This window comes from Vibrio sp. RM-69-4, from assembly GCF_024743775.1.
GTDB classification, from domain to species: domain Bacteria; phylum Pseudomonadota; class Gammaproteobacteria; order Enterobacterales; family Vibrionaceae; genus Vibrio; species Vibrio anguillarum.
Map to the genome: position 1 here is coordinate 330398 of NZ_JAMQXI010000036.1, position 22316 is coordinate 352713.

General features: G+C 45.4%; 17 protein-coding genes, 1 tRNA gene, 1 CRISPR repeat array and 1 riboswitch. Of the genes, 12 read left to right on the plus strand and 6 right to left on the minus strand.

Going from position 1 to position 22316, the window contains the following annotated elements; genetic code table 11:
• Positions 1 to 5: 5 nt before the first annotated feature.
• Positions 6 to 644, plus strand: a complete 639-nt coding sequence (gene cas6f, locus NB504_RS05775; protein WP_258428466.1) for a type I-F CRISPR-associated endoribonuclease Cas6/Csy4 — start codon at positions 6 to 8, stop codon at positions 642 to 644.
• A gap of 154 nt (positions 645 to 798) precedes the next feature.
• A CRISPR array of direct repeats spans positions 799 to 3406; the repeat unit is 28 nt; unit sequence GTTCACTGCCGTATAGGCAGCTTAGAAA.
• Positions 3407 to 3630: 224 nt separating this feature from the next.
• Here the strand turns inward: cas6f and NB504_RS05780 are convergent.
• On the minus strand, positions 3631 to 4857 hold the full coding sequence (locus tag NB504_RS05780; RefSeq protein ID WP_258428467.1) for an integrase domain-containing protein: 1227 nt from the start codon (positions 4855 to 4857) through the stop codon (positions 3631 to 3633).
• 165 nt (positions 4858 to 5022) lie between these two features.
• Positions 5023 to 5098: transfer RNA gene (locus tag NB504_RS05785), tRNA-Asn, on the minus strand.
• 546 nt (positions 5099 to 5644) lie between these two features.
• Here NB504_RS05785 and uvrB point away from each other — a divergent pair.
• The 3 genes from uvrB (at position 5645) to luxU (ending at position 9666) form a co-directional block, all read left to right on the plus strand.
• Positions 5645 to 7675, plus strand: coding sequence for an excinuclease ABC subunit UvrB (gene uvrB, locus NB504_RS05790; RefSeq protein WP_029189720.1), 2031 nt, complete (start codon positions 5645 to 5647; stop codon positions 7673 to 7675).
• A gap of 241 nt (positions 7676 to 7916) precedes the next feature.
• A complete protein-coding gene (gene luxO, locus NB504_RS05795) occupies positions 7917 to 9323 on the plus strand; it encodes a quorum-sensing sigma-54 dependent transcriptional regulator LuxO (RefSeq protein WP_026028983.1) in 1407 nt (468 codons plus the stop codon).
• A gap of 4 nt (positions 9324 to 9327) precedes the next feature.
• Positions 9328 to 9666: a quorum-sensing phosphorelay protein LuxU gene (gene luxU / locus NB504_RS05800; protein WP_013857261.1), complete on the plus strand. Its 339-nt coding sequence runs from the start codon at positions 9328 to 9330 to the stop codon at positions 9664 to 9666.
• Here the strand turns inward: luxU and NB504_RS05805 are convergent.
• The gene (locus NB504_RS05805) at positions 9663 to 10553 is read right to left on the minus strand and encodes a YvcK family protein (RefSeq protein WP_013857260.1); all 891 of its coding nucleotides are present in this window, start codon (positions 10551 to 10553) and stop codon (positions 9663 to 9665) included. The genes luxU and NB504_RS05805 overlap by 4 nt on opposite strands.
• Positions 10554 to 10732: 179 nt before the next feature.
• Positions 10733 to 10876: riboswitch (molybdenum cofactor riboswitch) on the plus strand.
• On the opposite strand from NB504_RS05805, the gene moaA reads away from it, so the two are divergent.
• The 5 genes from moaA (at position 10865) to moaE (ending at position 13656) form a co-directional block, all read left to right on the plus strand.
• On the plus strand, positions 10865 to 11854 hold the full coding sequence (moaA, locus tag NB504_RS05810; RefSeq protein ID WP_258428468.1) for a GTP 3',8-cyclase MoaA: 990 nt from the start codon (positions 10865 to 10867) through the stop codon (positions 11852 to 11854). Its footprint overlaps the riboswitch before it by 12 nt.
• Before the next feature lie 67 nt (positions 11855 to 11921).
• Entirely contained in the window at positions 11922 to 12434 is a 513-nt protein-coding gene (gene moaB / locus NB504_RS05815) for a molybdenum cofactor biosynthesis protein B (protein WP_096036505.1), read from the plus strand.
• 10 nt (positions 12435 to 12444) lie between these two features.
• Complete coding sequence (gene moaC / locus NB504_RS05820; RefSeq protein ID WP_258428469.1) at positions 12445 to 12945, plus strand: cyclic pyranopterin monophosphate synthase MoaC; 501 nt, start codon at positions 12445 to 12447, stop codon at positions 12943 to 12945.
• Positions 12938 to 13183, plus strand: coding sequence for a molybdopterin synthase sulfur carrier subunit (gene moaD / locus NB504_RS05825; protein ID WP_010320680.1), 246 nt, complete (start codon positions 12938 to 12940; stop codon positions 13181 to 13183). Before moaC ends, moaD begins: the two co-directional genes overlap by 8 nt.
• A gap of 2 nt (positions 13184 to 13185) precedes the next feature.
• Positions 13186 to 13656, plus strand: a complete 471-nt coding sequence (gene moaE, locus NB504_RS05830; protein ID WP_038148363.1) for a molybdopterin synthase catalytic subunit MoaE — start codon at positions 13186 to 13188, stop codon at positions 13654 to 13656.
• Here the strand turns inward: moaE and NB504_RS05835 are convergent.
• Complete coding sequence (locus NB504_RS05835) at positions 13653 to 14618, minus strand: sensor domain-containing diguanylate cyclase (protein ID WP_258428470.1); 966 nt, start codon at positions 14616 to 14618, stop codon at positions 13653 to 13655. The two genes, moaE and NB504_RS05835, sit on opposite strands and share 4 nt — an antisense overlap.
• A 274-nt stretch (positions 14619 to 14892) precedes the next feature.
• Between NB504_RS05835 and NB504_RS05840 the strand changes: the two genes are divergently transcribed.
• The 3 genes from NB504_RS05840 (at position 14893) to udp (ending at position 18983) form a co-directional block, all read left to right on the plus strand.
• Entirely contained in the window at positions 14893 to 15309 is a 417-nt protein-coding gene (locus tag NB504_RS05840; protein ID WP_013857256.1) for a CBS domain-containing protein, read from the plus strand.
• 286 nt (positions 15310 to 15595) lie between these two features.
• Entirely contained in the window at positions 15596 to 17890 is a 2295-nt protein-coding gene (locus NB504_RS05845) for a zinc/cadmium/mercury/lead-transporting ATPase (RefSeq protein WP_258428471.1), read from the plus strand.
• A 334-nt stretch (positions 17891 to 18224) separates the two neighbouring features.
• Positions 18225 to 18983: a uridine phosphorylase gene (gene udp, locus NB504_RS05850; RefSeq protein ID WP_010320675.1), complete on the plus strand. Its 759-nt coding sequence runs from the start codon at positions 18225 to 18227 to the stop codon at positions 18981 to 18983.
• 127 nt (positions 18984 to 19110) lie between these two features.
• Here the strand turns inward: udp and NB504_RS05855 are convergent, their stop codons facing one another.
• Both NB504_RS05855 and metG read right to left on the minus strand, forming a co-directional pair.
• Positions 19111 to 19923: a hypothetical protein gene (locus tag NB504_RS05855; RefSeq protein WP_013857254.1), complete on the minus strand. Its 813-nt coding sequence runs from the start codon at positions 19921 to 19923 to the stop codon at positions 19111 to 19113.
• 216 nt (positions 19924 to 20139) lie between these two features.
• Positions 20140 to 22206, minus strand: a complete 2067-nt coding sequence (metG, locus tag NB504_RS05860) for a methionine--tRNA ligase (RefSeq protein ID WP_258428472.1) — start codon at positions 22204 to 22206, stop codon at positions 20140 to 20142.
• Between the last annotated feature and the right edge of the window lie 110 nt (positions 22207 to 22316).

Consider the following 22316-nt stretch of genomic DNA (forward strand, 5'->3'; position numbering starts at 1 on the left):
CAGTGATGAACTACTACCAAGAGATCACTTTATTGCCAGACGCCGACATTGCCTTGGGCTTTCTTTGGCAAAACGTCTTTCAACAAGTGCACATTGCTTTGGTGGAGCACAAAGTGGCGAGCAACCAATCTCTGGTTGCGGTCGGTTTTCCTGATTATCGTCAAGCGCAGTTTCCGCTTGGCAGTAAGTTGCGTCTCTTTGCAAAAGAGCAAGCGACATTGGAAAAGTTGGATATCCACCGCTGGCTAACTCGGCTAGAAGACTATGTGCACATCAAAGGGATCAAACCTGTACCAAACGATGTAACTTACGTAAGTTTTGTACGCAAGCAGGTGAAATCGCCCGAACGAATAGAGCGGGATATGCAGCAAAAAGCCGTCCTATGGGCAGCAAAATCCGGCAAACCGCTGGAGGAATGCTTGGCGGCTTTGCAACAAAGCAAGCCGACAGCATTGTGCTCTTTGCCGTTTATTTACTTGCATAGCCAGCAAACCAAGCAACGCTCACCAGAAAAAAACAGCAAGTTCCCGCTGTTTATTCAGATGGAGCAGCAAAGTATATCGCAAGATGGGAGCTTCGATTGCTATGGTTTGGGCAGCAAAACGCATGGGCAGTCAGTATTGGCTACCGTACCGCACTTTTAAATTGAACGAAAAGGGTAGTTTTTACCCTTTATTTTTGCTCTTTAAAAATGTGCTTTAAATACAAATAGTTGCAATAGGTGGGTTTTAACAAGGTAAAAAGATGATTTTTACCCTAACAGCCTGTTGCAGCTTATTTTTATTGGTTTATTCTATTGTTCACTGCCGTATAGGCAGCTTAGAAAAGACGTTTTCAAAAGGTGTGGGCGAGTTTCAGGTTCACTGCCGTATAGGCAGCTTAGAAAACCAACGTAGACAACCCCCGGTGTGATTTTGTGTTCACTGCCGTATAGGCAGCTTAGAAAGCCAAAACGGAAAGCGGCCTGCCGAAGCAGCCGTTCACTGCCGTATAGGCAGCTTAGAAATTATCTTGCGCCGCGATGCTTCTGGGGTGGTCGTTCACTGCCGTATAGGCAGCTTAGAAAAGAAGATGTTGCTATGGAGGCTTTGAGCGTAAGTTCACTGCCGTATAGGCAGCTTAGAAAAGTAGATGCGACCACGGTCGCAAGCCAAGAACGTTCACTGCCGTATAGGCAGCTTAGAAATTGCCCTGAACCAAGTAAAAACTGCATGGCTTGTTCACTGCCGTATAGGCAGCTTAGAAATAACTTCGCACTACGTCCATCAATGCGCGACTGTTCACTGCCGTATAGGCAGCTTAGAAAAGTTGCTGCGACGGTTTGGAGTGCAGTTAAAAGTTCACTGCCGTATAGGCAGCTTAGAAAGCAACTAAACCACCAACAACCCACAAGGCCGTGTTCACTGCCGTATAGGCAGCTTAGAAAGTTGACAGTGGAGCCGAGTCCAACTCTTCACCGTTCACTGCCGTATAGGCAGCTTAGAAAATTGCGCCTTCGCCGTTGTCTTTTAGCATCCAGTTCACTGCCGTATAGGCAGCTTAGAAATTTATATAAGAGGATTTACTAATGGACAATAAGTTCACTGCCGTATAGGCAGCTTAGAAATTACTACTACGCGCTGCAAAGTAAGTGTTGCGGTTCACTGCCGTATAGGCAGCTTAGAAAATAAACGACATTTTGGTCGTCCTCTTCTAACAGTTCACTGCCGTATAGGCAGCTTAGAAAATCCACTTCAATGCGAATATTTTTCATCTGAGGTTCACTGCCGTATAGGCAGCTTAGAAATACGGCACCAACCAATCAACCATCGCCGCCAAGTTCACTGCCGTATAGGCAGCTTAGAAAGCGCTCGAAATGGGAGATTGAACCTTTAACAGGTTCACTGCCGTATAGGCAGCTTAGAAAACGCGGCGAAATAAAGGCGAAAGGGGGCGAAGGTTCACTGCCGTATAGGCAGCTTAGAAAACCGATTTCAATCACGCAGGGCTGGCCTTGTTGTTCACTGCCGTATAGGCAGCTTAGAAAATCTTTTGGCCTAAGGTTTTTATCCTCGACAGGTTCACTGCCGTATAGGCAGCTTAGAAAGTTATCTTCGATGTTGGCCGGATTGTTGTTTCGTTCACTGCCGTATAGGCAGCTTAGAAAGCCCGAAAGTAACTGAAACTTCGTACCCGAACGTTCACTGCCGTATAGGCAGCTTAGAAAGAGCTAAGCGTGAAGGGCAAGTACCTGTTGTTGTTCACTGCCGTATAGGCAGCTTAGAAAACCGTAGTCGCTAAATTTAAATTGTCCACCATGTTCACTGCCGTATAGGCAGCTTAGAAAACCATGACGATCGGCTGGTCTGCGGTTAAGAAGTTCACTGCCGTATAGGCAGCTTAGAAAATTTTGCCCCGTTAGCTCAATTGGATAGAGCAGTTCACTGCCGTATAGGCAGCTTAGAAAGCAAGGGAACTTAACCGCAAGCGCGTTCCAACGTTCACTGCCGTATAGGCAGCTTAGAAAGGTAAGCTTACGAATGGTTCCTGAATCTACAGGTTCACTGCCGTATAGGCAGCTTAGAAAGCGATACTGCCGACTCCCGTTCCTGACGATTAGTTCACTGCCGTATAGGCAGCTTAGAAACGTATAATCACGACCAGTCAGTTTTAAAACTGGTTCACTGCCGTATAGGCAGCTTAGAAACGCTCCGAACTGGCGCTGCAATCGCGGCAATTGTTCACTGCCGTATAGGCAGCTTAGAAAAATACACTTCAACATGCGTGATTAAAGGGCTTGTTCACTGCCGTATAGGCAGCTTAGAAAAACATAAACAGCGATAAGTACAACCAAAATATGTTCACTGCCGTATAGGCAGCTTAGAAATTGTTAATGGACAATACTTTTAGGTGCGGAACGTTCACTGCCGTATAGGCAGCTTAGAAAATTCGTTTTCGATACGCTAAACGACACCGCCTGTTCACTGCCGTATAGGCAGCTTAGAAAATATCAGGGCAAGGCAAGTGGATTGGGTCTAAGTTCACTGCCGTATAGGCAGCTTAGAAACGTCACGGCCAGTTCCGCGCGCATACCTTCCCGTTCACTGCCGTATAGGCAGCTTAGAAAAGGCACTAAGAATTCATACAATGAGCCTGAACGTTCACTGCCGTATAGGCAGCTTAGAAAGAAGTTCGGCATTGAGCAAGCGCTTAACTCAGGTTCACTGCCGTATAGGCAGCTTAGAAAGCTTAGCTGTAGTTAGTGTCGTTCGCCCTGAAGTTCACTGCCGTATAGGCAGCTTAGAAAAATTTCGGGCCTCACTCATTAAGTGCTGAGGCGTTCACTGCCGTATAGGCAGCTTAGAAAATTAGAACGGGCACACCAGAGACGGAATTGCGGTTCACTGCCGTATAGGCAGCTTAGAAAGCTAGTGATCAAATATGAGACGGATGGAGCTAGCGAAACACGCCAATCTGACCTAAGAAATAGGTATCTCTGCCTACTTTTTTGAGTTTGGAGTATGACAGAGAAAGAGAAGTACATTCACAAATAGTTAATTCATAAATAGTTAATATTTTTATAATTCTGATACCTATACAAATTAGGCTGTCAGCGATGTTGGCAGCCTAATTCACGATGAATGTTATTGACTAGCTAGTTGCACAAATGGAAAAGTTCCCTTTCGATGCCTCCTCGATATAGTTACTCCACCAGCGTAGCATTTCTCTACGTTGATTAAGATACAACGCCCGATTGTAAATACCTCGAACTTGATTCCTATCTACGTGAGCGAGAGCAAGCTCAATAACGTCATTATGGAAGAGTTTGGTTTCATTTAGCGTTGTACTAGCTAGAGCACGTAAACCATGAGACACCAAACGATCTTTAAAGCCCATACGTTTAAGGGCAATGTTAGCCGTTTGGCTGTTACTCGGCCTCATAGGGTCTTTATAGGAAGCGAATATGTATTCGCTTCCACCATTTATTTTTTTCATCTCATTCAACAGATTTAAAGTCTGCGGAGTTAGAGGCACTAAGTGATCCCTTCTTTTTTTCATTCTATCTGCTGGAATAACCCATAGATTTTCATCCCAATCAATTTCATCCCAACGAGCTTGCGCTGTCTCAATAGGTCGAGTCATGGTATGCAGTTGCCATTCAATCATACATCGAGTGGTATACATGATACTGGCCCGTCCTAGGGTTCTCATTAACTCAGGAAGTTCGTCGGCACTTATTGATTTCATATTGGTGACGGTAGGTTTCAAGAACGCAGAACTGATTTTGGCTAAAGGGTTGTACTCAATAAGTCCCTTATTCTGAGCAAAACTCATAATTTCGTTCACACGTTGGCAGATCCTTTTCAGTGTTTCTAAGTGTCCTTTAGCCTGAAGTGGCTGAAGGGTATTTATCACTAAAGGTGCAGTAAGCTCAGTGATAGGAGTGTTGCCAAGCTTCGGTAGCAGATGAAGATTTAAAGCTCGCTGAAGGTTCACCCTTGTTTTTTCACTAATGGTTGCGCTCTTTACTGTTAACCAACTGTTTGTAACTTCAGCTAATGTGGATAGTAAGCGCTGTTGCTCTATCGTTTGTTGGTTCTTGAGTTTGACTTGAGGATCAATGCCAGCTTGCAGCGTTTCTATCGCGCCTAGAGCCTTCTTTCGTGCATTTGTTAGGGAAAGGCTAGGGTAACTGCCAAACGTCATGTTAGCGCGTTTACCGTTGTGTGGACGTGTATAGTTGAATAGCCATGTCTTTGTACCGTTTGGTTTTACTCGTAGACGAAGGCCGTTACCATCAAAGAGCGTATACTCTTTATCTTGTGGTTTAGCGTTAGAGATTTGTTTATCTGTTAAAGATTTAGTTGTTCTTGCCATGATTGGTACACCGTAAATTGGAACATACGGACAATGTACCTATTTGTGTACCTAAACTTCTAAGCTAGTACGAGTCAGGAAAAGACGTTAAGAGAATGCAATCCCTTGAAATAGCTAGGTTTAGATACAAAAAAAGACGTCCTAAGACGTCTTTCTTCTGGAATTTGGCTCCCCCTGCAAGACTTGAACTTGCGACATACGGATTAACAGTCCGCCGTTCTACCGACTGAACTAAGGGGGAATCGCTTTGAGCGGTGCGAATGGTAGCGACTGGGGTGTTCAGTGTCAACCTTTCCAGCCGAAGAAAAAGTAAAAATATTTCCCTGAAAATACTTTACTTTTCTGTACCCCTTATCGGCATTAGGCTAGGTTTAGTTATCCACCAAAATTGTGGATAAGTGTGTTGACGAATCCTGAGCAATTCGTTTCATCAATGAATGTTGAGTTATTACTCTACTCATTTGTTGAGTTTATTTTTTATATAACACTATGTTTTTTATTTTATTTTTTGATTTATCAACTGAAATTATCAATAAGAAATGAAAATGAATGGCGATGAGAAAAAGGGAGTCATTTTAAAATTTTGGGGAAAACAAGTGGATTATTTTTGAAAGTTAGGAGTGGTTTTTTACGAATCAGGCCGAAGATGGTAGCAAACGTATGGAGAAGAAACTAGCATTTTTTCAAAACAGGGGTGATTTACGACGCAACTATTTTGAACAATTACTTGCAACAAAACATGGCTAACAGCGAGAATGCCTATTCAGTTATAGAGGACAACGGCATTATGAGCAAAACGTTTGAATTGGTATCGGGTTATCAACCGTCAGGCGATCAACCTACGGCGATCAAGCAATTGTTTGATGGGCTAGATGCAGGTCTTGCTCATCAAACCTTATTGGGTGTGACGGGTTCAGGGAAAACATTCACCTTGGCTAATGTGATCGCCAAGGCGCAGCGTCCGGTTATCTTGTTGGCACCGAATAAAACGCTCGCAGCCCAGCTGTATGGTGAGATGAAGTCATTTTTCCCCAATAATGCGGTTGAGTATTTCGTCTCTTATTACGACTACTATCAGCCAGAGGCGTATGTGCCGACCACGGACACATTTATAGAAAAAGATTCCTCGATTAACTCACACATAGAACAAATGCGACTCTCCGCGACTAAAGCGCTGCTTGAGCGTAAAGATGCGATTATTGTGGCTTCTGTATCGGCGATTTACGGTTTGGGTGATCCTGATTCTTATCTGAAAATGATGCTGCATGTTCGCCGTGGCGATGTGATGGATCAGCGCGACATTATCCGTCGTTTAGCCGAACTCCAATACACACGTAACGATATGGCGTTTGAACGTGGTCAATTTAGAGTTCGTGGAGAGGTGATCGATATCTTTCCCGCGGAATCGGATTATGCGGCCGTGCGTGTTGAAATGTTTGATGATGAGGTAGATTGCATCAGTTTGTTTGACCCATTGACGGGCGCAATGATTCAGCGAGATCTTCCTCGCTATACCATCTATCCTAAAACGCACTACGTTACGCCAAGAGAGCGCATTGTCGATGCGATAGAGCACATCAAAGAGGAGTTGCGAACCCGGCAAGCCTACCTGTTGGAAAACAATAAACTACTCGAAGAGCAGCGCATATCGCAGCGTACTCAATTTGATATTGAAATGATGAATGAGCTCGGTTTTTGTTCAGGTATTGAAAACTATTCACGTTATCTTAGTGGACGAAAAGAGGGAGAGCCGCCTCCGACACTGTTTGACTATCTACCGCATGACGGTTTATTGATTATCGACGAATCACACGTAACCGTGCCGCAAATTGGCGCGATGTTCAAAGGCGATCGTTCACGCAAAGAAACGTTAGTGGAGTTTGGTTTCCGGTTGCCTTCCGCTTTAGATAACCGTCCATTAAAGTTTGAAGAGTTCGAATCACTTGCGCCGCAGACGATCTTTGTTTCTGCTACCCCGGGCAACTATGAGCTAGAAAAATCAGCCGGACAAATTGTGGATCAAGTGGTGCGCCCAACCGGATTACTGGACCCCGTGCTGGAAGTACGACCAGTCGCAACACAAGTGGATGATGTGTTGTCAGAGATCCGCATTCGCTCAGCGAAAGATGAACGTGTGCTGATCACGACATTGACTAAACGCATGGCTGAAGACTTAACTGAGTATCTTCATGAACATGGGGTTAAGGTCAGATATCTGCACTCAGATATTGATACTGTTGAGCGGGTTGAGATTATTCGTGACCTTCGCCTAGGCGAGTTTGATGTGTTAGTGGGTATTAACTTACTGCGTGAAGGTTTGGATATGCCTGAAGTCTCTCTCGTCGCAATTCTTGATGCGGATAAAGAAGGCTTTCTACGTTCAGAACGTTCATTAATTCAGACCATTGGCCGTGCGGCACGTAACATTGAAGGCAAAGCGATTCTCTATGCTGACCGCATTACTAACTCAATGAAGAAAGCGATGGATGAGACAGATCGTCGCCGTGAAAAGCAGCAAGCACATAATGAAGAACAAGGGATAACACCTCAGGCGCTGAAACGTAATGTCAAAGATATTATGGAGTTAGGTGATATTACTAAGTCCAAGCAGCAGAGGATGAGCAAACAAGTACCTTTGTCGAAGGTGGCAGAAAGCTCGCAAACTTATGAAATATTCACGCCACTACAACTGGAAAAAGAGATCGCCAAACTAGAAGGGTTAATGTACAAACACGCACAAAACCTAGAATTTGAATTGGCTGCCGAAAAGCGTGACCAAATTGAAAAACTGCGTCAGCAGTTCATTACCAACAGTTAAAAAAATAGCCAATAGAAAAAGGTCTATTGGCTGTTATTTGTGAACACTTTATTCACTAACAACGTCAGTTGGCTAGGTGACCCCTAAGGGTCATATTGAATAGAGCACATATCGTGCCAATTAATTTTATGCAAAAAGGGCTATTAACTAACGAATTAGTGCCTTTTTGTTATTTTATTTTGCAAAATGCGAACCTTAATGCAATAGTTAAGGCAAAGTACAAAATAATAATGGCTAGAATATGCAACCTGACTTTTCTCTACAAAAGGCTAAATATCTTTTGATGGTGGAAGATACGGCTTCCGTTGCGGCGCTGTATCGTTCATACCTCACCCCCCTTGAAATCGATATCAATATTGTTGGTACAGGTCGTGATGCGATAGAGAGTTTAGCTCACCGAGAGCCGGACCTCATATTGCTGGATCTTCGATTACCCGATATGACGGGCATGGACGTTTTACATGCTGTGAAAAGTCACTACCCCAATGTGCCAGTGATATTCATGACCGCTCATGGTTCGATCGATACCGCAGTGGAAGCGATGCGTCACGGTGCCCAAGATTTCTTGATCAAACCTTGTGAAGCAGACCGCTTGCGCGTCACGGTTAACAACGCCATACGTAAAGCTAGCAAACTAAAAAATGAGGCTGGTAACCCGGGTAATCAGAACTACCAAGGTTTTATCGGCAGCAGTCAAACCATGCAATCAGTCTATCGAACCATTGACTCAGCGGCCTCCAGTAAAGCCAGTATTTTTATTACTGGCGAAAGTGGCACGGGTAAAGAGGTGTGCGCAGAAGCGATTCATGCGGCCAGTAAACGTGGCGATAAACCCTTCATTGCGATTAACTGCGCCGCCATTCCTAAAGACTTAATAGAGAGTGAACTCTTTGGCCACGTGAAAGGCGCATTTACTGGCGCAGCGACCGATCGCCAAGGCGCAGCCGAGTTGGCTGATGGCGGCACACTGTTTTTGGATGAACTGTGTGAAATGGATTTGGATTTGCAGACCAAGCTGTTGCGCTTTATCCAAACGGGCACATTCCAGAAAGTGGGCTCATCGAAGATGAAAAGTGTCGATGTTCGTTTTGTCTGCGCTACCAACCGCGATCCATGGAAAGAGGTACAAGAGGGCCGTTTTCGTGAAGATTTGTACTATCGTCTTTATGTGATCCCATTGCATTTACCACCGCTACGCGAGCGAGGCGATGACGTTATTGAAATTGCTTACTCTTTGCTCGGCTTTATGTCTAAAGAAGAAGGCAAAGGTTTTGTCCGCTTAGCGCCAGAGGTTGTGGAGCGTTTTACGCGCTATGAATGGCCGGGTAATGTGCGTCAACTGCAAAACGTGTTGCGGAATGTGGTGGTATTGAACCACGGCAACGAGATCGAACTGAGCATGTTACCGCCACCGCTAAATCAAGTCGTGGATAACAAGATCCGATTAGCAAACCTAACGACGGAAACGCGCAAGGAAAATATAACCGTGCACGATATTTTTCCTTTATGGATGACGGAAAAGCAAGCCATCGAACAAGCGATAGAAGCGTGTGATGGTAATATTCCTAAAGCAGCCAGTTATTTAGACGTTAGCCCTTCAACGATCTACCGCAAGCTTCAAGCGTGGAACAGTAGAGAGAACTCATAGAGATATGGAACTGATCAATAAAAACAAAATTGCGCATTTGGCCCAAGAAATTGGAGAAGAGAATGTGCCAATATTGCTCGATATTTTTCTCAGCGAGCTGAGCGCCTATACACAGAAGCTAGCTGATCAAAATCTGCCGGATAAAATCGAATATTTAAAAGACATCAGCCATGCTCTAAAAAGCAGTGCCGCCAGCTTTGGTGCGGATAAACTGTGCGCTAAAGCGGTGGATATCGATAGCAAAGGAAAGGCAAACTGCATTTTTGATGAGGCTGAAGAAGTGGCGGCGATGCGCGCTCTTATCGAAGAGACGCATCGTTGCTACTGCCACTTGATGGATTAGCTTGTGAGTTGATTCTCAATGGCTTTTTGAAGTTTAACTCGGTCGTGCCGCCAGTCACGATTGGATGATGCTAGCTCTGTAGTGACACAATGCCAGTGTTCAGCCAGCTCCGGATGTGGTGTATCGCCGATCACCACATCGATTTTTCGCGCGTGGCAGGCGCGCTCACACCATTCCAATTTCTGCCGTAGCGACATGCGACCAGCAGGTCCTTGCTCGGGAGACAAGTTCTCAACAAAAATCAGCTTTGCTTTTACGTTTTGCTCAATGGCATTGCCAATTTCGGGCAGCAGTAGTGGTGGCATCACACTGGTGAGAAAGCTTCCCGGGCCAAGGATGATGCAGTCTGCTGCACTGATGGCGAGTATGGCTTCTTTGGTTGCTGGCACTTCAGGTGATAAATCTAAGCGCCTTAAATCTTCCGTCATCTCGTCCACGTTCGTTTCACCCGTGACCCAGTGACCATCCATAGAAAGTGCACTAAGATCAGAAGGATGCTCTGACATAGGTAAGATATTAACATCGACTTTGAGCATGTTTCGGATCAAGTTGATCGCGTCTAAAGGGCGCACAGATAGGTTATCTAATGCAGTCAGCATCAAATTACCGAGGTTATGGCCATTGAGTTCTCCCGCACCTTTAAAGCGATATTCAAACATCATCGAACTGATGGAAGGCTCAGTGATCAACTGGTTGATACAGTTACGTGTATCGCCCCATGCAATGCCACCTTGGCAGTGGCGAATGCGCCCAGTGGAACCGCCGTTATCTGTGGTGGTTACAATCCCTGTCGCATTGGAGCCAAAATCTTTTAACGCCGCTAGCATGCGTCCAAGCCCATGTCCTCCGCCAATGGCGACGACTTTCTTTGAAGTGTATAGAGTCATCTGTTCTTCTTATTTTTTAATAATTAACTACAATTTAAATCAGCTTGTTCACAACCCATACTCATTAGGAGGTAAATTGGGTAATGGACTCTTTTTTTTTACGATAAGGGTAGAATCACTTACTAATATTAAGTATTTTACTTATCAGCTGCTGTAGAGATAGTTAATTATACTACCTCAACGGCTGCCATAGCTCCGAGCTTAACTGGCTAAGTCTCATTTTTGTGAGATAGGGTGGTTAAGCCAGTGGTCTAATACCACAAGGGCATAATTGGAAATGATTATGCCTCCCGTATTTGGAAAGGTGTTCCGTGGCGCAACAGTTCGAAGATAGATTCCAACGTAAATTTTATTATTTACGTTTATCTGTTACAGATGTCTGTAACTTTAAATGCACATATTGCCTGCCTGATGGTTATCAACCTTCGGGGCAGAAAAACTCGTCTTTTTTAACCCTTCCTGAAATACAACGCGTCGTGCGAGCCTTTGCCGACTGTGGTACGTCGAAAGTACGCATCACAGGGGGGGAGCCAACTTTGCGTAAAGACTTTAACGACATTATTGCTTGTGTGGCGAATACCGCTGGTATAGAGAAAGTGGCGACCACCACCAACGGTTACCGTATGGCCAAACAAGTAGAAGGTTGGCAATCGGCCGGGTTAACGCATATCAATGTCAGTGTCGATAGTCTTGATCCAAGAATGTTCCACCAAATCACGGGTGAAAACAAATTTACGCAAGTGATGGCGGGGATTGATCGCGCTTTTGAAGTCGGTTACCAGCAAGTTAAAGTCAACGTTGTGCTGCTAAAAGACCTTAATCATCAGCAGTTACCTGCTTTTTTAGATTGGATTAAACATTGCCCTATTCAACTTCGTTTTATTGAACTAATGCAAACTGGTGAAATGGACTCGCTGTTTGAGCGTCACCATATTTCAGGTGTTGCCATTCGTAATCAACTGATTGCCAATGGTTGGGTGCTGAAAACCCGAGCTCACAATGATGGGCCAGCGCAAGTATTTGTTCATGCCGATTACCAAGGTGAAATCGGTCTTATCATGCCGTATGAGAAAAACTTTTGCCATAGCTGCAATCGCTTACGTGTTTCGGCAAAGGGGAAGTTACACCTGTGCCTTTTCGGTGAGCAAGGCGTTGAATTACGCGATCTGCTCGCCCAAGATAATCAACAGCAAGCCTTAATTGAGCGAATTCAAGCGCAATTACAGACCAAGTCGGTCAGCCATTTTTTACAAGATGGCAATACGGGTATGACGCCTAATCTCGCCTCCATTGGCGGCTAAATTCTTTTTGTCACTGGCTATTGTTTAGCGGGTGATGTTGGTACACATTTGAACAGTAGGTGAACACATGGGTCACGCAGAAAGCGCATTTCAACCAGCACATATTGCCGTACTGACGGTTTCCGATACTCGTACTGAAGAAAACGATACTTCAGGCGGTTACTTAGCTGAGCAACTTCAACAAGCGGGACACATTCTGGCCGATAAGCAGATTGTTATTGATGATCAGTATAAAATTCGCGCGATTGTTTCTCAGTGGATCGCGGATGAAAACGTGCAAGCCGTGCTGATCACGGGCGGAACGGGTTTTACCTCACGCGACAGCACACCAGAGGCATTAAAGCCCTTGTTTGATAAAGAAGTCGAAGGTTTTGGCGAGCTGTTCCGATTGGTCTCTTACGATGAAATTGGCACTTCAACCATTCAGTCTCGTGCCATTGCAGGTTTTGCCAACCATACGGTTATTTTTGCCATGCCAGGTTCAACAGGAGCGTGCAAAACCGGTTGGACAAAAATCCTCAAACAGCAGTTAGATGCCAGCCATCGCCCATGCAACTTTATGCCACATCTTTCGGTTTAACGGGGTTTCAATGAGCGAATTTACTCATATTAATGCCTCAGGCGAAGCCAATATGGTCGATGTCTCTGCCAAGGCTGAAACCGTACGTGAAGCACGTGCGGAAGCCTTTGTGAAGATGTCACCACAAACGCTGCAACTGATCCTTTCTGGGCAACACCACAAAGGTGATGTGTTTGCCACCGCAAGAATTGCGGGCATTCAAGCGGCGAAGAAAACGTCGGATTTAATCCCACTGTGCCACCCATTGCTGCTTACTAAAGTAGAAGTGCAGCTTGAAGCCATCGAAGCACAAAGCAAAGTTCGAATTGAATCATTGTGTAAATTAACCGGTAAAACAGGGGTTGAAATGGAAGCCTTAACCGCGGCATCGGTGGCGGCGTTAACCATTTACGACATGTGTAAAGCAGTACAAAAAGATATCGTGATTGAACAAGTGCGCTTACTTGAAAAAAGCGGCGGGAAATCGGGTTACTTTAGCGCTCAGCCACAACAAAAGGTCACGCATGATTAATGTCCTCTTTTTTGCTCAAACTCGTGAGTTGATCGGCCAAGACAGCATTCAACTCAAGGCACAGTTTGCTACGGTTGAAGCACTGCGTAGCCACTTAGCCTCGCAGCCTGGGAAATGGGATTTAGCCTTGCAACCGGGAAAACTGCTGGTGGCAGTCAATCAAACCATCGTTGCCTTTGATTACCCGTTAAGTGATGGTGATGAAGTGGCTTTTTTTCCTCCAGTAACCGGAGGCTAGTGATGGATAGTCGTATTTCCGTTCAAATATCAGATTTCTCGGTAGACGCAGAATACCGTGATTTGTCGCAAGGTACTTCCGCTGGCGCTGTGGTTACCTTTATTGGCAAAGTTCGTGATATGAATTTAGGTGATAATGTTATTGGCTTAACGCTTGAGCACTATCCGGGAATGACAGAAAAAGCCTTGAGTGATATTTGTGATCAGGCGCAGGCACGATGGCCAGTGCAAAAAATCCGTGTGATCCACCGAATCGGTGATTTAGATATTGGCGATCAAATCGTGTTTGTGGGCGTGTCGAGCTCACATCGTGGTGCGGCTTTTGAGGCGTGCGAATTCGTTATGGATTACCTTAAAGCCAAAGCACCGTTTTGGAAGAAAGAGCGCACCACCGAACAAACACGCTGGGTGGAGTCTCGAGATTCAGATGCCCAAGCCGCTCAGCGTTGGGCTAATCATCACACCATCGACTAAGCCTTGTGTAGTATATGAATAGTTCCGCGCTGTTGATTCTTCGCGTGAAACAGCGCTTTATCGGCCGTTGATACAAACTGTTCTGGCGTCATGCCAGTCGGTATCTGTTCGCAATATTGGATGCCGATAGTAATCGATACATATAATGAGACATGAGAATAGCGGTGAGGGATTTGCAGCTCTCTCACTTCATTAAGTAGTTGCAATGCTTTTTGCTCGCACTGTTTAATATCAATATCCGCAATAAACAGTAGAAATTCATCTCCTCCATAGCGAAAGCAGAGGTCATCTTTACGTTTCCAATGCTGCAGAGTGCTCGCTATCTTGCGCAACACAGTATCGCCATTCACATGGCCATAGTGGTCGTTATATTCTTTGAAGCAATCTAAGTCGATCATGAAAATTGCAGCACTACTTTGCTCACGCTTGATCTTATCTAACGCTTTGGGCAGCAATGAGTCCATCGCATAACGGTTATAGACCTGAGTTAAATGATCCACATTGGTCAGTTTTTCTAACTCAAGTTGGTGTATAGAAAGCCGCTCTAACGTGCGCTTATAAGCGGTAATATTTCTCACAATCCATAGCACGTACTCAGTATTTTTCAGCGGGATGACCAATGCGTTAAAAAACTGAATATCGATAGGGCCAGAGCTGCCTTTAAATTGAGCTATCACCCTTAGGTCGAGATCGTATTCAAACTCTCGCATTTGTCCGTTATCAATGACTTCTTGGATAATTTGATGAAACCAAGCGGCTTTTTTTTCGGGTAATACCTGGTATAGATTGAGGCCAATGAGAACCCTTGGGTCGTGGTGTCGGCTGCGATCCGTGCCTCCTAAGGCCTCCACATATATGCCATCGCGGTTAATCAGAAAAGTGGGTTCGGGTAATGACTCCAACAAGCTGCGCATCAGTGCTGGGTTTTCTATAATCTCGGAAAACAGTGGCGAATTCACCATGCCCAGTCCTTATTAATACAACGGTCAATGTTTAAGATATAAATGATATTAACTGTAAAATCTTGCGAGACATCGTGTTCTTAACGTGTTGTTTGATTCAAAAATGAGACGTTTTGATAAAAGATTTTGCCATTTACCCTTGATAAAAATTAACTATTTGTAATATCGATAGTTTGTGCCGATGAGCAAAATCGATTTTTTCCATTTAGCAAAACGGTGAAATTAGTCAACACTTAACTTAAGGCAGCATACCGTTGCAACCAAGGAGACAGATATGCAATCGCTAATAGTTAAAGACTATATGACATTACAAGCCATCACCTTCAAACCGGACATGCCAATGACTGCGGCTTTAGAAAAAGTGATGCGTTCGGAGCATCTTGGTGGTCCTGTTATTAACGACCAAGAACAAGTGATTGGCTTTCTATCAGAGCAGGATTTGCTCGATAAATTGGTGAAGGTGAGTTATTTCTGTGAAGACACCCATTTAGTCCGTGACTGCATGCACCCTGAAGTGCTGTCCGTTTCATCAGACACTTCTATTATTGAGCTTGCTGACATGATGAAAGTAGGAAAACCGAAAGTTTATCCCGTGATCGATCAAGGTAAATTGGTTGGCATTATTACGCGCAGAGATGTACTGAGAGCATTAGGGAAAAACTTAACGCATTGTTTTAAAAAACCAACATAGCAAACTATCCCCTTCCTACTTGAAGCTGCAGCGGTGTTGGCTACGTTCGTTCACCCCAATCACATAGTTTGCCTATGCTCATGGGGACTCACTCACTTGCCGCCTACCTGCAACTCCAAGTTGTTTGGGTATATCAGCAGTAATAAATAAAATTCTAGAGGTGCAGTGCACCTCTTTTCCATCTAATCAAAGTGAATGTGCGTTAAGTGCAGGTTTGATAAAAATGCGCTTGACCTTGGAGTTGACTCTAAGGTTTAAGCTTTGTGCATCAGAGAAGGAGAATCCTATGTGCACAAAACATGAAGCTTGCAGTACTACAAAAAATAGCATGGCAAACCCGCAGGCGGTGTCATGCTCTAGCCTGAAAATTACCGCGATTAGGGCTGCGGGCGTTGATTCAAATGAAGAGGGGTGTTGCGGGTCACGAGAGTGTGCCAGCAATGATCCTGATGATGAACCCGCGCAGCTCACGCCAGTTGAAACACAGTTTAACCAAAGCTGGAAAATTGAAGGGATGGATTGCCCATCTTGCGCACGTAAGGTTGAAACGGCGCTTAAAAAAGTGGGTAATGTGATCGACGCCAAAGTGCTGTTTGCCACTGAAAAATTGGTGGTCAAGTTTAATACCGAAGAGGCAGCGCTTGAAATAGAGCAAGCGGTTCGTAACGCAGGTTTTACGGCTCACCGCATTGATGCAACTAATCCAGTTTCTGCCCCCATTCATAGTGACTGGAAGTCGGTCATAAAACAGAACGCTCAGATCCTCTCCATTGCTGGCGCCATGGTACTCGCCGCTATTGTGCAGCCTTATTTCGCTCAAATCAGCGATGGGATGTTCATTTTGACCTGCCTTGCCGGTTTGTATCCTATCGGTAAAAAAGCGATTCAACTGGCACGCTCAGGCACACCCTTTGCGATTGAAACCTTAATGGGCGTTGCGGCGCTCGGAGCGCTCTATCTTGGTGAAACGGTTGAAGCGGCGATGGTGCTATTACTCTTCCTCATCGGAGAGCGGCTAGAAGCTTTTGCCGCTTCTAAAGCGCGTAGCGGTGTACAAGCTTTAATGGCACTGGTGCCTGAAACGGCAACAAAAATTGTGGCAGGAGAACGCATCACGGTGGCGGCACATGAGCTAAAACCGGGGGATGTAGTGGAAGTTTCTCCCGGCTCTCGGCTACCTGCGGATGGTCAATTGCACGAAGCGTCGGCCAGCTTTGATGAGAGCGCGTTAACGGGCGAATCACTGCCTGTCGAACGCTATCAAGGTGACAGTGTCATGGCGGGTGCAGTGGTTGCGGATCAGGTGGTGCGTTTCACCATCACGTCCAAACAGGGTGAAAACGCGATTGACCGCATTTTGCATCTGATTGAAGAAGCGGAATCTCGCAAAGCGCCGTTAGAACGTTTTCTTGATAAATTTAGTCGCTGGTATACCCCATTAATGATGTTGGTTTCATTAGCCGTGGTTGTGATACCGCCGACACTGTTTGCGCAGCCATGGGAAACATGGGTTTATCGTGGCTTAGCCTTACTGCTGATTGCTTGTCCATGTGCGTTGGTTATCTCAACTCCGGCGGCCATTACTTCTGGCCTTGCCGCAGCGGCGCGTCGTGGTGCACTGATCAAAGGGGGCGCGGCGCTCGAACAACTTGGGAAAATAGAGAGTATTGCTTTTGATAAAACGGGCACTTTGACCAAAGGTAAACCGGAAGTTACGGATGTGGTTGCGCTCAATGGCTGGGATGAAGAGCAATTGTTGCGCTATGTCGCAGCGGTTGAAATGGGCTCGAGCCATCCTCTGGCAACCTCTTTAGTGAAAAAAGTGCAAGCGATGGCTTTGCCCATTCCAGAAGCGATAGACAAGCGAGCGTTAGTTGGCAGTGGGGTTTCGGGGGTCGTGGAAGGGAAATCACTGCGCGTATTAGCGCCAAGCAAAGCGAATGTTCCGTTTTCTGATGTATTTAGCGCGCAAGTGGAAGCGCTAGAGATGCAAGGCAAAACAGTGGTGGTGGTTTTTGAGCAAGAGAACATTGTCGGTTTAATCGCATGGCAAGATACCTTGCGTGAAGATGCCAAAGCCGCCATTGAAGCTCTGCGCCGTTTGGGGATCGACACTATTATGCTCACTGGCGATAACCCTAGAAGCGCTGCGACGATGAGTGCTCAATTAGGGATAGATTTCAAAGCCAGTTTATTACCGCAAGATAAAGTGGAATACATTCAACAGTTGGCGCAACAAAAACAAGTGGCGATGGTCGGGGATGGCATTAATGATGCACCAGCAATGAAAGCGGCCAGCATTGGTATTGCGATGGGGGGTGGTACCGATGTTGCGTTGGAAACGGCCGATGCGGCAATTACTCATAATCGATTGGTCGAGCTCGCCACCATGATCGAGCTATCACAAGCTACCCTCGCCAATATTCGCCAGAATGTCACGCTAGCGCTAGGCTTAAAAAGTATCTTTTTAGTCACGAGTTTACTCGGTATTACGGGCTTATGGGTGGCGGTGCTGGCTGATAGTGGAGCTACCGCGTTAGTGACGCTCAATGCGTTGCGTCTATTGAAATTTAAAAAATAGTCCGAGACTAAAAACCAAAAAGCTCAGCAAGGCATGGCGGGTCGTTATCTCTCATGCCTGTTGGGTTTGCACCCTATTGTGGTAATAGTGTGAAATGCGTCGATATTGCGCTTGTATTTTGTTATGCAGTGTTGGAAATCATCTTTTAGGGTTGGGTGTTATTTCATCAATCTTGCTGTTTTTTGTGATGCAAACCGTTTTTATGAGAATGTATTCGTTACATTGCGTCATTCATTGTGAATTTGATCACTCTTTGTTGGTGCGTGGTCCGCTAGAGTAGCTGCATACCCGATGTATATCTATGAGCTGAACAAGCCGCAATAAGGAGTCACTTATGTCTCAAGCCGTTTTCCATCTAGGTGTTACCGAAGCCGATCTGAATGGTGCTACTTTGGCCATTATCCCTGGGGATCCAGCCCGCGTACAAAAAATCGCTGAAGAGATGGAAAATCCAGTCTTTCTTGCTAGCCACCGTGAATACACTGTGTACCGCGCAGAGTTAGACGGTAAGCCAGTCGTTGTTTGTTCTACTGGTATCGGTGGTCCTTCTACGTCTATTGCGGTTGAAGAGCTTGCTCAACTTGGCGTGCGTACTTTCCTACGCGTAGGTACTACTGGTGCAATCCAACCTCATGTCAATGTGGGTGATATGATTGTCAGCACAGGTTCGGTTCGCCTTGACGGTGCAAGTTTGCACTTTGCGCCAATGGAATTCCCTGCTGTGGCTGATTTCGATGTCGCCACTGCAATGAAAGCGGCTGTAGTTGAAAGTGGTGCAACCGTGCACATGGGCGTCACCGCATCAAGTGATACTTTCTACCCAGGCCAAGAGCGTTATGACACCTTCACGGGTCGTGTTGTGCGTCGTTTCCAAGGCTCGATGAAAGAGTGGCAAGACATGGGCGTATTGAACTTTGAGATGGAATCCGCCACTTTGCTAACCATGTGTGCGAGCTCAGGTTTGAAAGCAGGTTGTGTGGCGGGTGTGATCATCAACCGTACTCAAAAAGAGATCCCAGATCACGCGACACTCAAAGAGACCGAGGCTCGTTCAATCAAAGTGGTTGTCGAAGCTGCGCGTAAAATGCTGTAATTGAGTTCTGAATTTACACTGATGTATCTATGTACACGGTGAGTGATTAGGCCACTTTTGAATAAAGTGGCCTTTTTACTTTCTAAATAATCACCAGTCAAACAGTCACCAGCTAAACAATTACTCACTAAGCAATCGCCAATTTAGGCAACGGAATGTACAAGCTCTCGGTTAAGTCGCTGAGCATCTGGTCGTAAACGTGAGAGATGCTGAGTGAAATATCCGAAGTGATTTGGTACATCGCTCCAGCTTCTATTTGAAAGGCAGGATGATCATGCAGTTCGCTCAGGCTATGTAGCGCGGCTGAGCAGCTTGGCGAAGCTACCGTTAAAGGGCTGATTAAGGCGAGTTGATTCATCCTACGCCTGACAACCTCACTATAATGCTGCAAGCGTATGCGGCCATCTTGAGTATCCATTTCATCAATGCTGATGCGTAACTGAGTTAGCGCGTCCATCGCATCAATGACCTGTTGCCAATTAATATGGTATTCATCGCTGAGATCTTCGCGGTTGGATTCCACCAACCAAGCCAGTATCACCTCATCCATTAAGAACATACAGTGACGAATTATTTTACCATGCATCATTTGGTTACGAGCCACAGAGCGCTCTGGCCACTCCTTCATGAGTGCTTTGAGCTTAATTTGCAGCACACGGTACATTGGTTTGTTGTCAAAATGTGCGATAGCAATTAAGTGATTACTTTTTTCGTATAGCGTATCTTGCAATTCATTCAACTCAGTGTCGCGTCTTTGACCAGAGGCTAGTGTTTGATGGGTAATGTTACGGTGCTGACGGCATAAAAACAGTAGCTGGCGAAGGTCGATCAGCAGTTGATATTTACGTTGTAATGTGGATTCACGCTGTTTTGCCAGATAAAACATCAGCCACAATATACCGATAGAGATAAGCATTGAGATAAAAACAAACATAACCAACTCCTTGTTAATGTTATACCAATCTAGAGTTAGCAGGGTTAATGCCAGTTTTTTATTTGTTTAAATTCAATTGCTTATGTATTTTTGCGTTGAAGTGATGCATCTTACTGGTGCATTTTGAACTAAAAGTGTGAGCTGGATCGATTTTGAGCAGTATGGTGATAAAAAATCCCCAACACAGAGCGTGTTGGGGATGCTATCGTGAAGATTGATGTATTACAGGATGCGCATGCCAGCTTGAGCACCTTCATGTGGCTCAAGAATCCATAGCTCGCTGCCACCCGGGCCTGCGGCTAAGATCATGCCTTCTGACATACCAAACTTCATTTTACGCGGTTTGAGGTTCGCTACCATGACGGTGTACTTGCCTACTAACTCTTCGGGTGAATAAGCGGCTTTAATACCTGAAAACACTTGGCGAGTTTCGCCACCAATATCTAATTGGAATTTAAGCAATTTATCTGCTTTTGGCACAGCTTCGCAAGCGATGATCTTAGCGACGCGTAAGTCCACTTTAGCAAAATCATCAAATTCAATTTCAGCTGCAATAGGGTCTTTACTTAGCTCAGTTTCAACTGTGGTTGGTTGCGCGCTCTCAATCGCAGCTTTTTCTACTGCCGCTTCTTCTTTAGACGCTTCAATCATCGCTTCAACGTGTTTCGGATCAATGCGATTAAACAGCGCTTTGAATGGCGTGAGCGTATGGCTTGTTAATGGTGTTTGTACGCCTTCCCAAGTGAGTTCTTGGTTTAAGAATGCTTCGGTGCGCGCCGCTAGTGCTGGCATTACAGGTTTTAAGTAAGTCATTAACACGCGGAATAGGTTGATACCCACTGAGCAAATGTCTTGTAGCTCTTGCTCTTGACCTTCTTGTTTAGCCACAACCCAAGGCGCTTTTTCATCCACGTATTGGTTCGCTTTGTCCGCCAATGCGGTGATTTCACGAATGGCACGGTTAAATTCACGACTTTCGTAAAGATCAGCAATGCGATCCGCTGCTGCGGCAAATTCTGCGTACAGCTCTGGTTCGGCAAAGGTTGCAGACAACTGATTTTCAAAACGTTTGGTGATGAAGCCTGCATTACGCGATGCAAGGTTGACGATTTTATTGACCACATCGGCGTTCACTCGTTGGGTGAAATCCTCAAGGTTCAAATCAAGATCGTCGATGCGGCTATTGAGTTTTGCGGCGTAGTAGTAGCGTAAGCATTCTGGGTCTAGGTGGTTTAAGTAAGTGCTTGCTTTGACAAACGTTCCTTTAGACTTCGACATCTTCGCGCCATTGACTGTGACATAACCGTGCACGAAGACGTTATTAGGCTTACGGAAACCACTGCCATCAAGCATCGCTGGCCAGAATAGGCTGTGGAAGTAAACAATATCTTTACCGATGAAATGGTACAGTTCGGTTTTACTGTCTTTATTCCAGTATTCGTCAAAGTCTAAGTCATCGCGTTTGTTACATAGGTTTTTAAATGAACCCATGTAGCCGATAGGCGCGTCTAACCACACGTAGAAGAATTTGTTCTTTTCGCCGGGGATTTCAAAGCCAAAGTATGGCGCATCACGTGAAATATCCCACTGTTGCAGGCCGCCTTCGAACCACTCTTGCATTTTATTGGCGGTTTCTGTTTGTAGCGAGCCAGAGCGAGTCCACTCTTTGAGCATGCTTTCAAATTGAGGAAGGTCAAAGAAGAAATGCTCGGAATCCTTCATTACTGGTGTCGCGCCAGAAACGGCCGATTTCGGGTTGATAAGCTCTGTTGGGCTATACGTTTCGCCACACGCATCGCAGTTATCACCGTATTGATCTTCTGACTTACATTTTGGGCAAGTGCCTTTCACGAAGCGATCAGGCAAGAACATCTCTTTTTCTGGGTCAAACAGCTGAGAAATGGTGCGGCTTGAAATGAAGCCATTTTTTTTCAGCTCAAGATAAATGTGAGAAGCCAGTTCGCGGTTCTCTTCGCTGTGAGTGCTGTGATAATTGTCAAAGCTGATATCAAAACCTGCAAAATCTTTTTGGTGCTCTTCACTTACTGCGGCGATCATCTCTTCAGGTGTAATACCCATCTGTTGTGCTTTAAGCATAATTGGCGTGCCGTGAGCATCGTCTGCACAGATGAAGTTTACAGTGTTGCCGCGTAGGCGTTGGTAACGAACCCAAATGTCAGCTTGGATATGCTCAAGCATATGACCAAGGTGGATCGAACCGTTAGCGTACGGAAGGGCACAAGTTACCAGCAGTTTCCTTGAAGAAACGTTTCTTGGGTCAGTCGCCATACTTAATATTCGCTTTTTTGATAGGTATGAAAAATAGAGACCAATACTACCTTATGCAGCGAGCGACTCCAAGGCGTGAGCCTAAGGAATCCCGCAACTTTTTTGGGGTT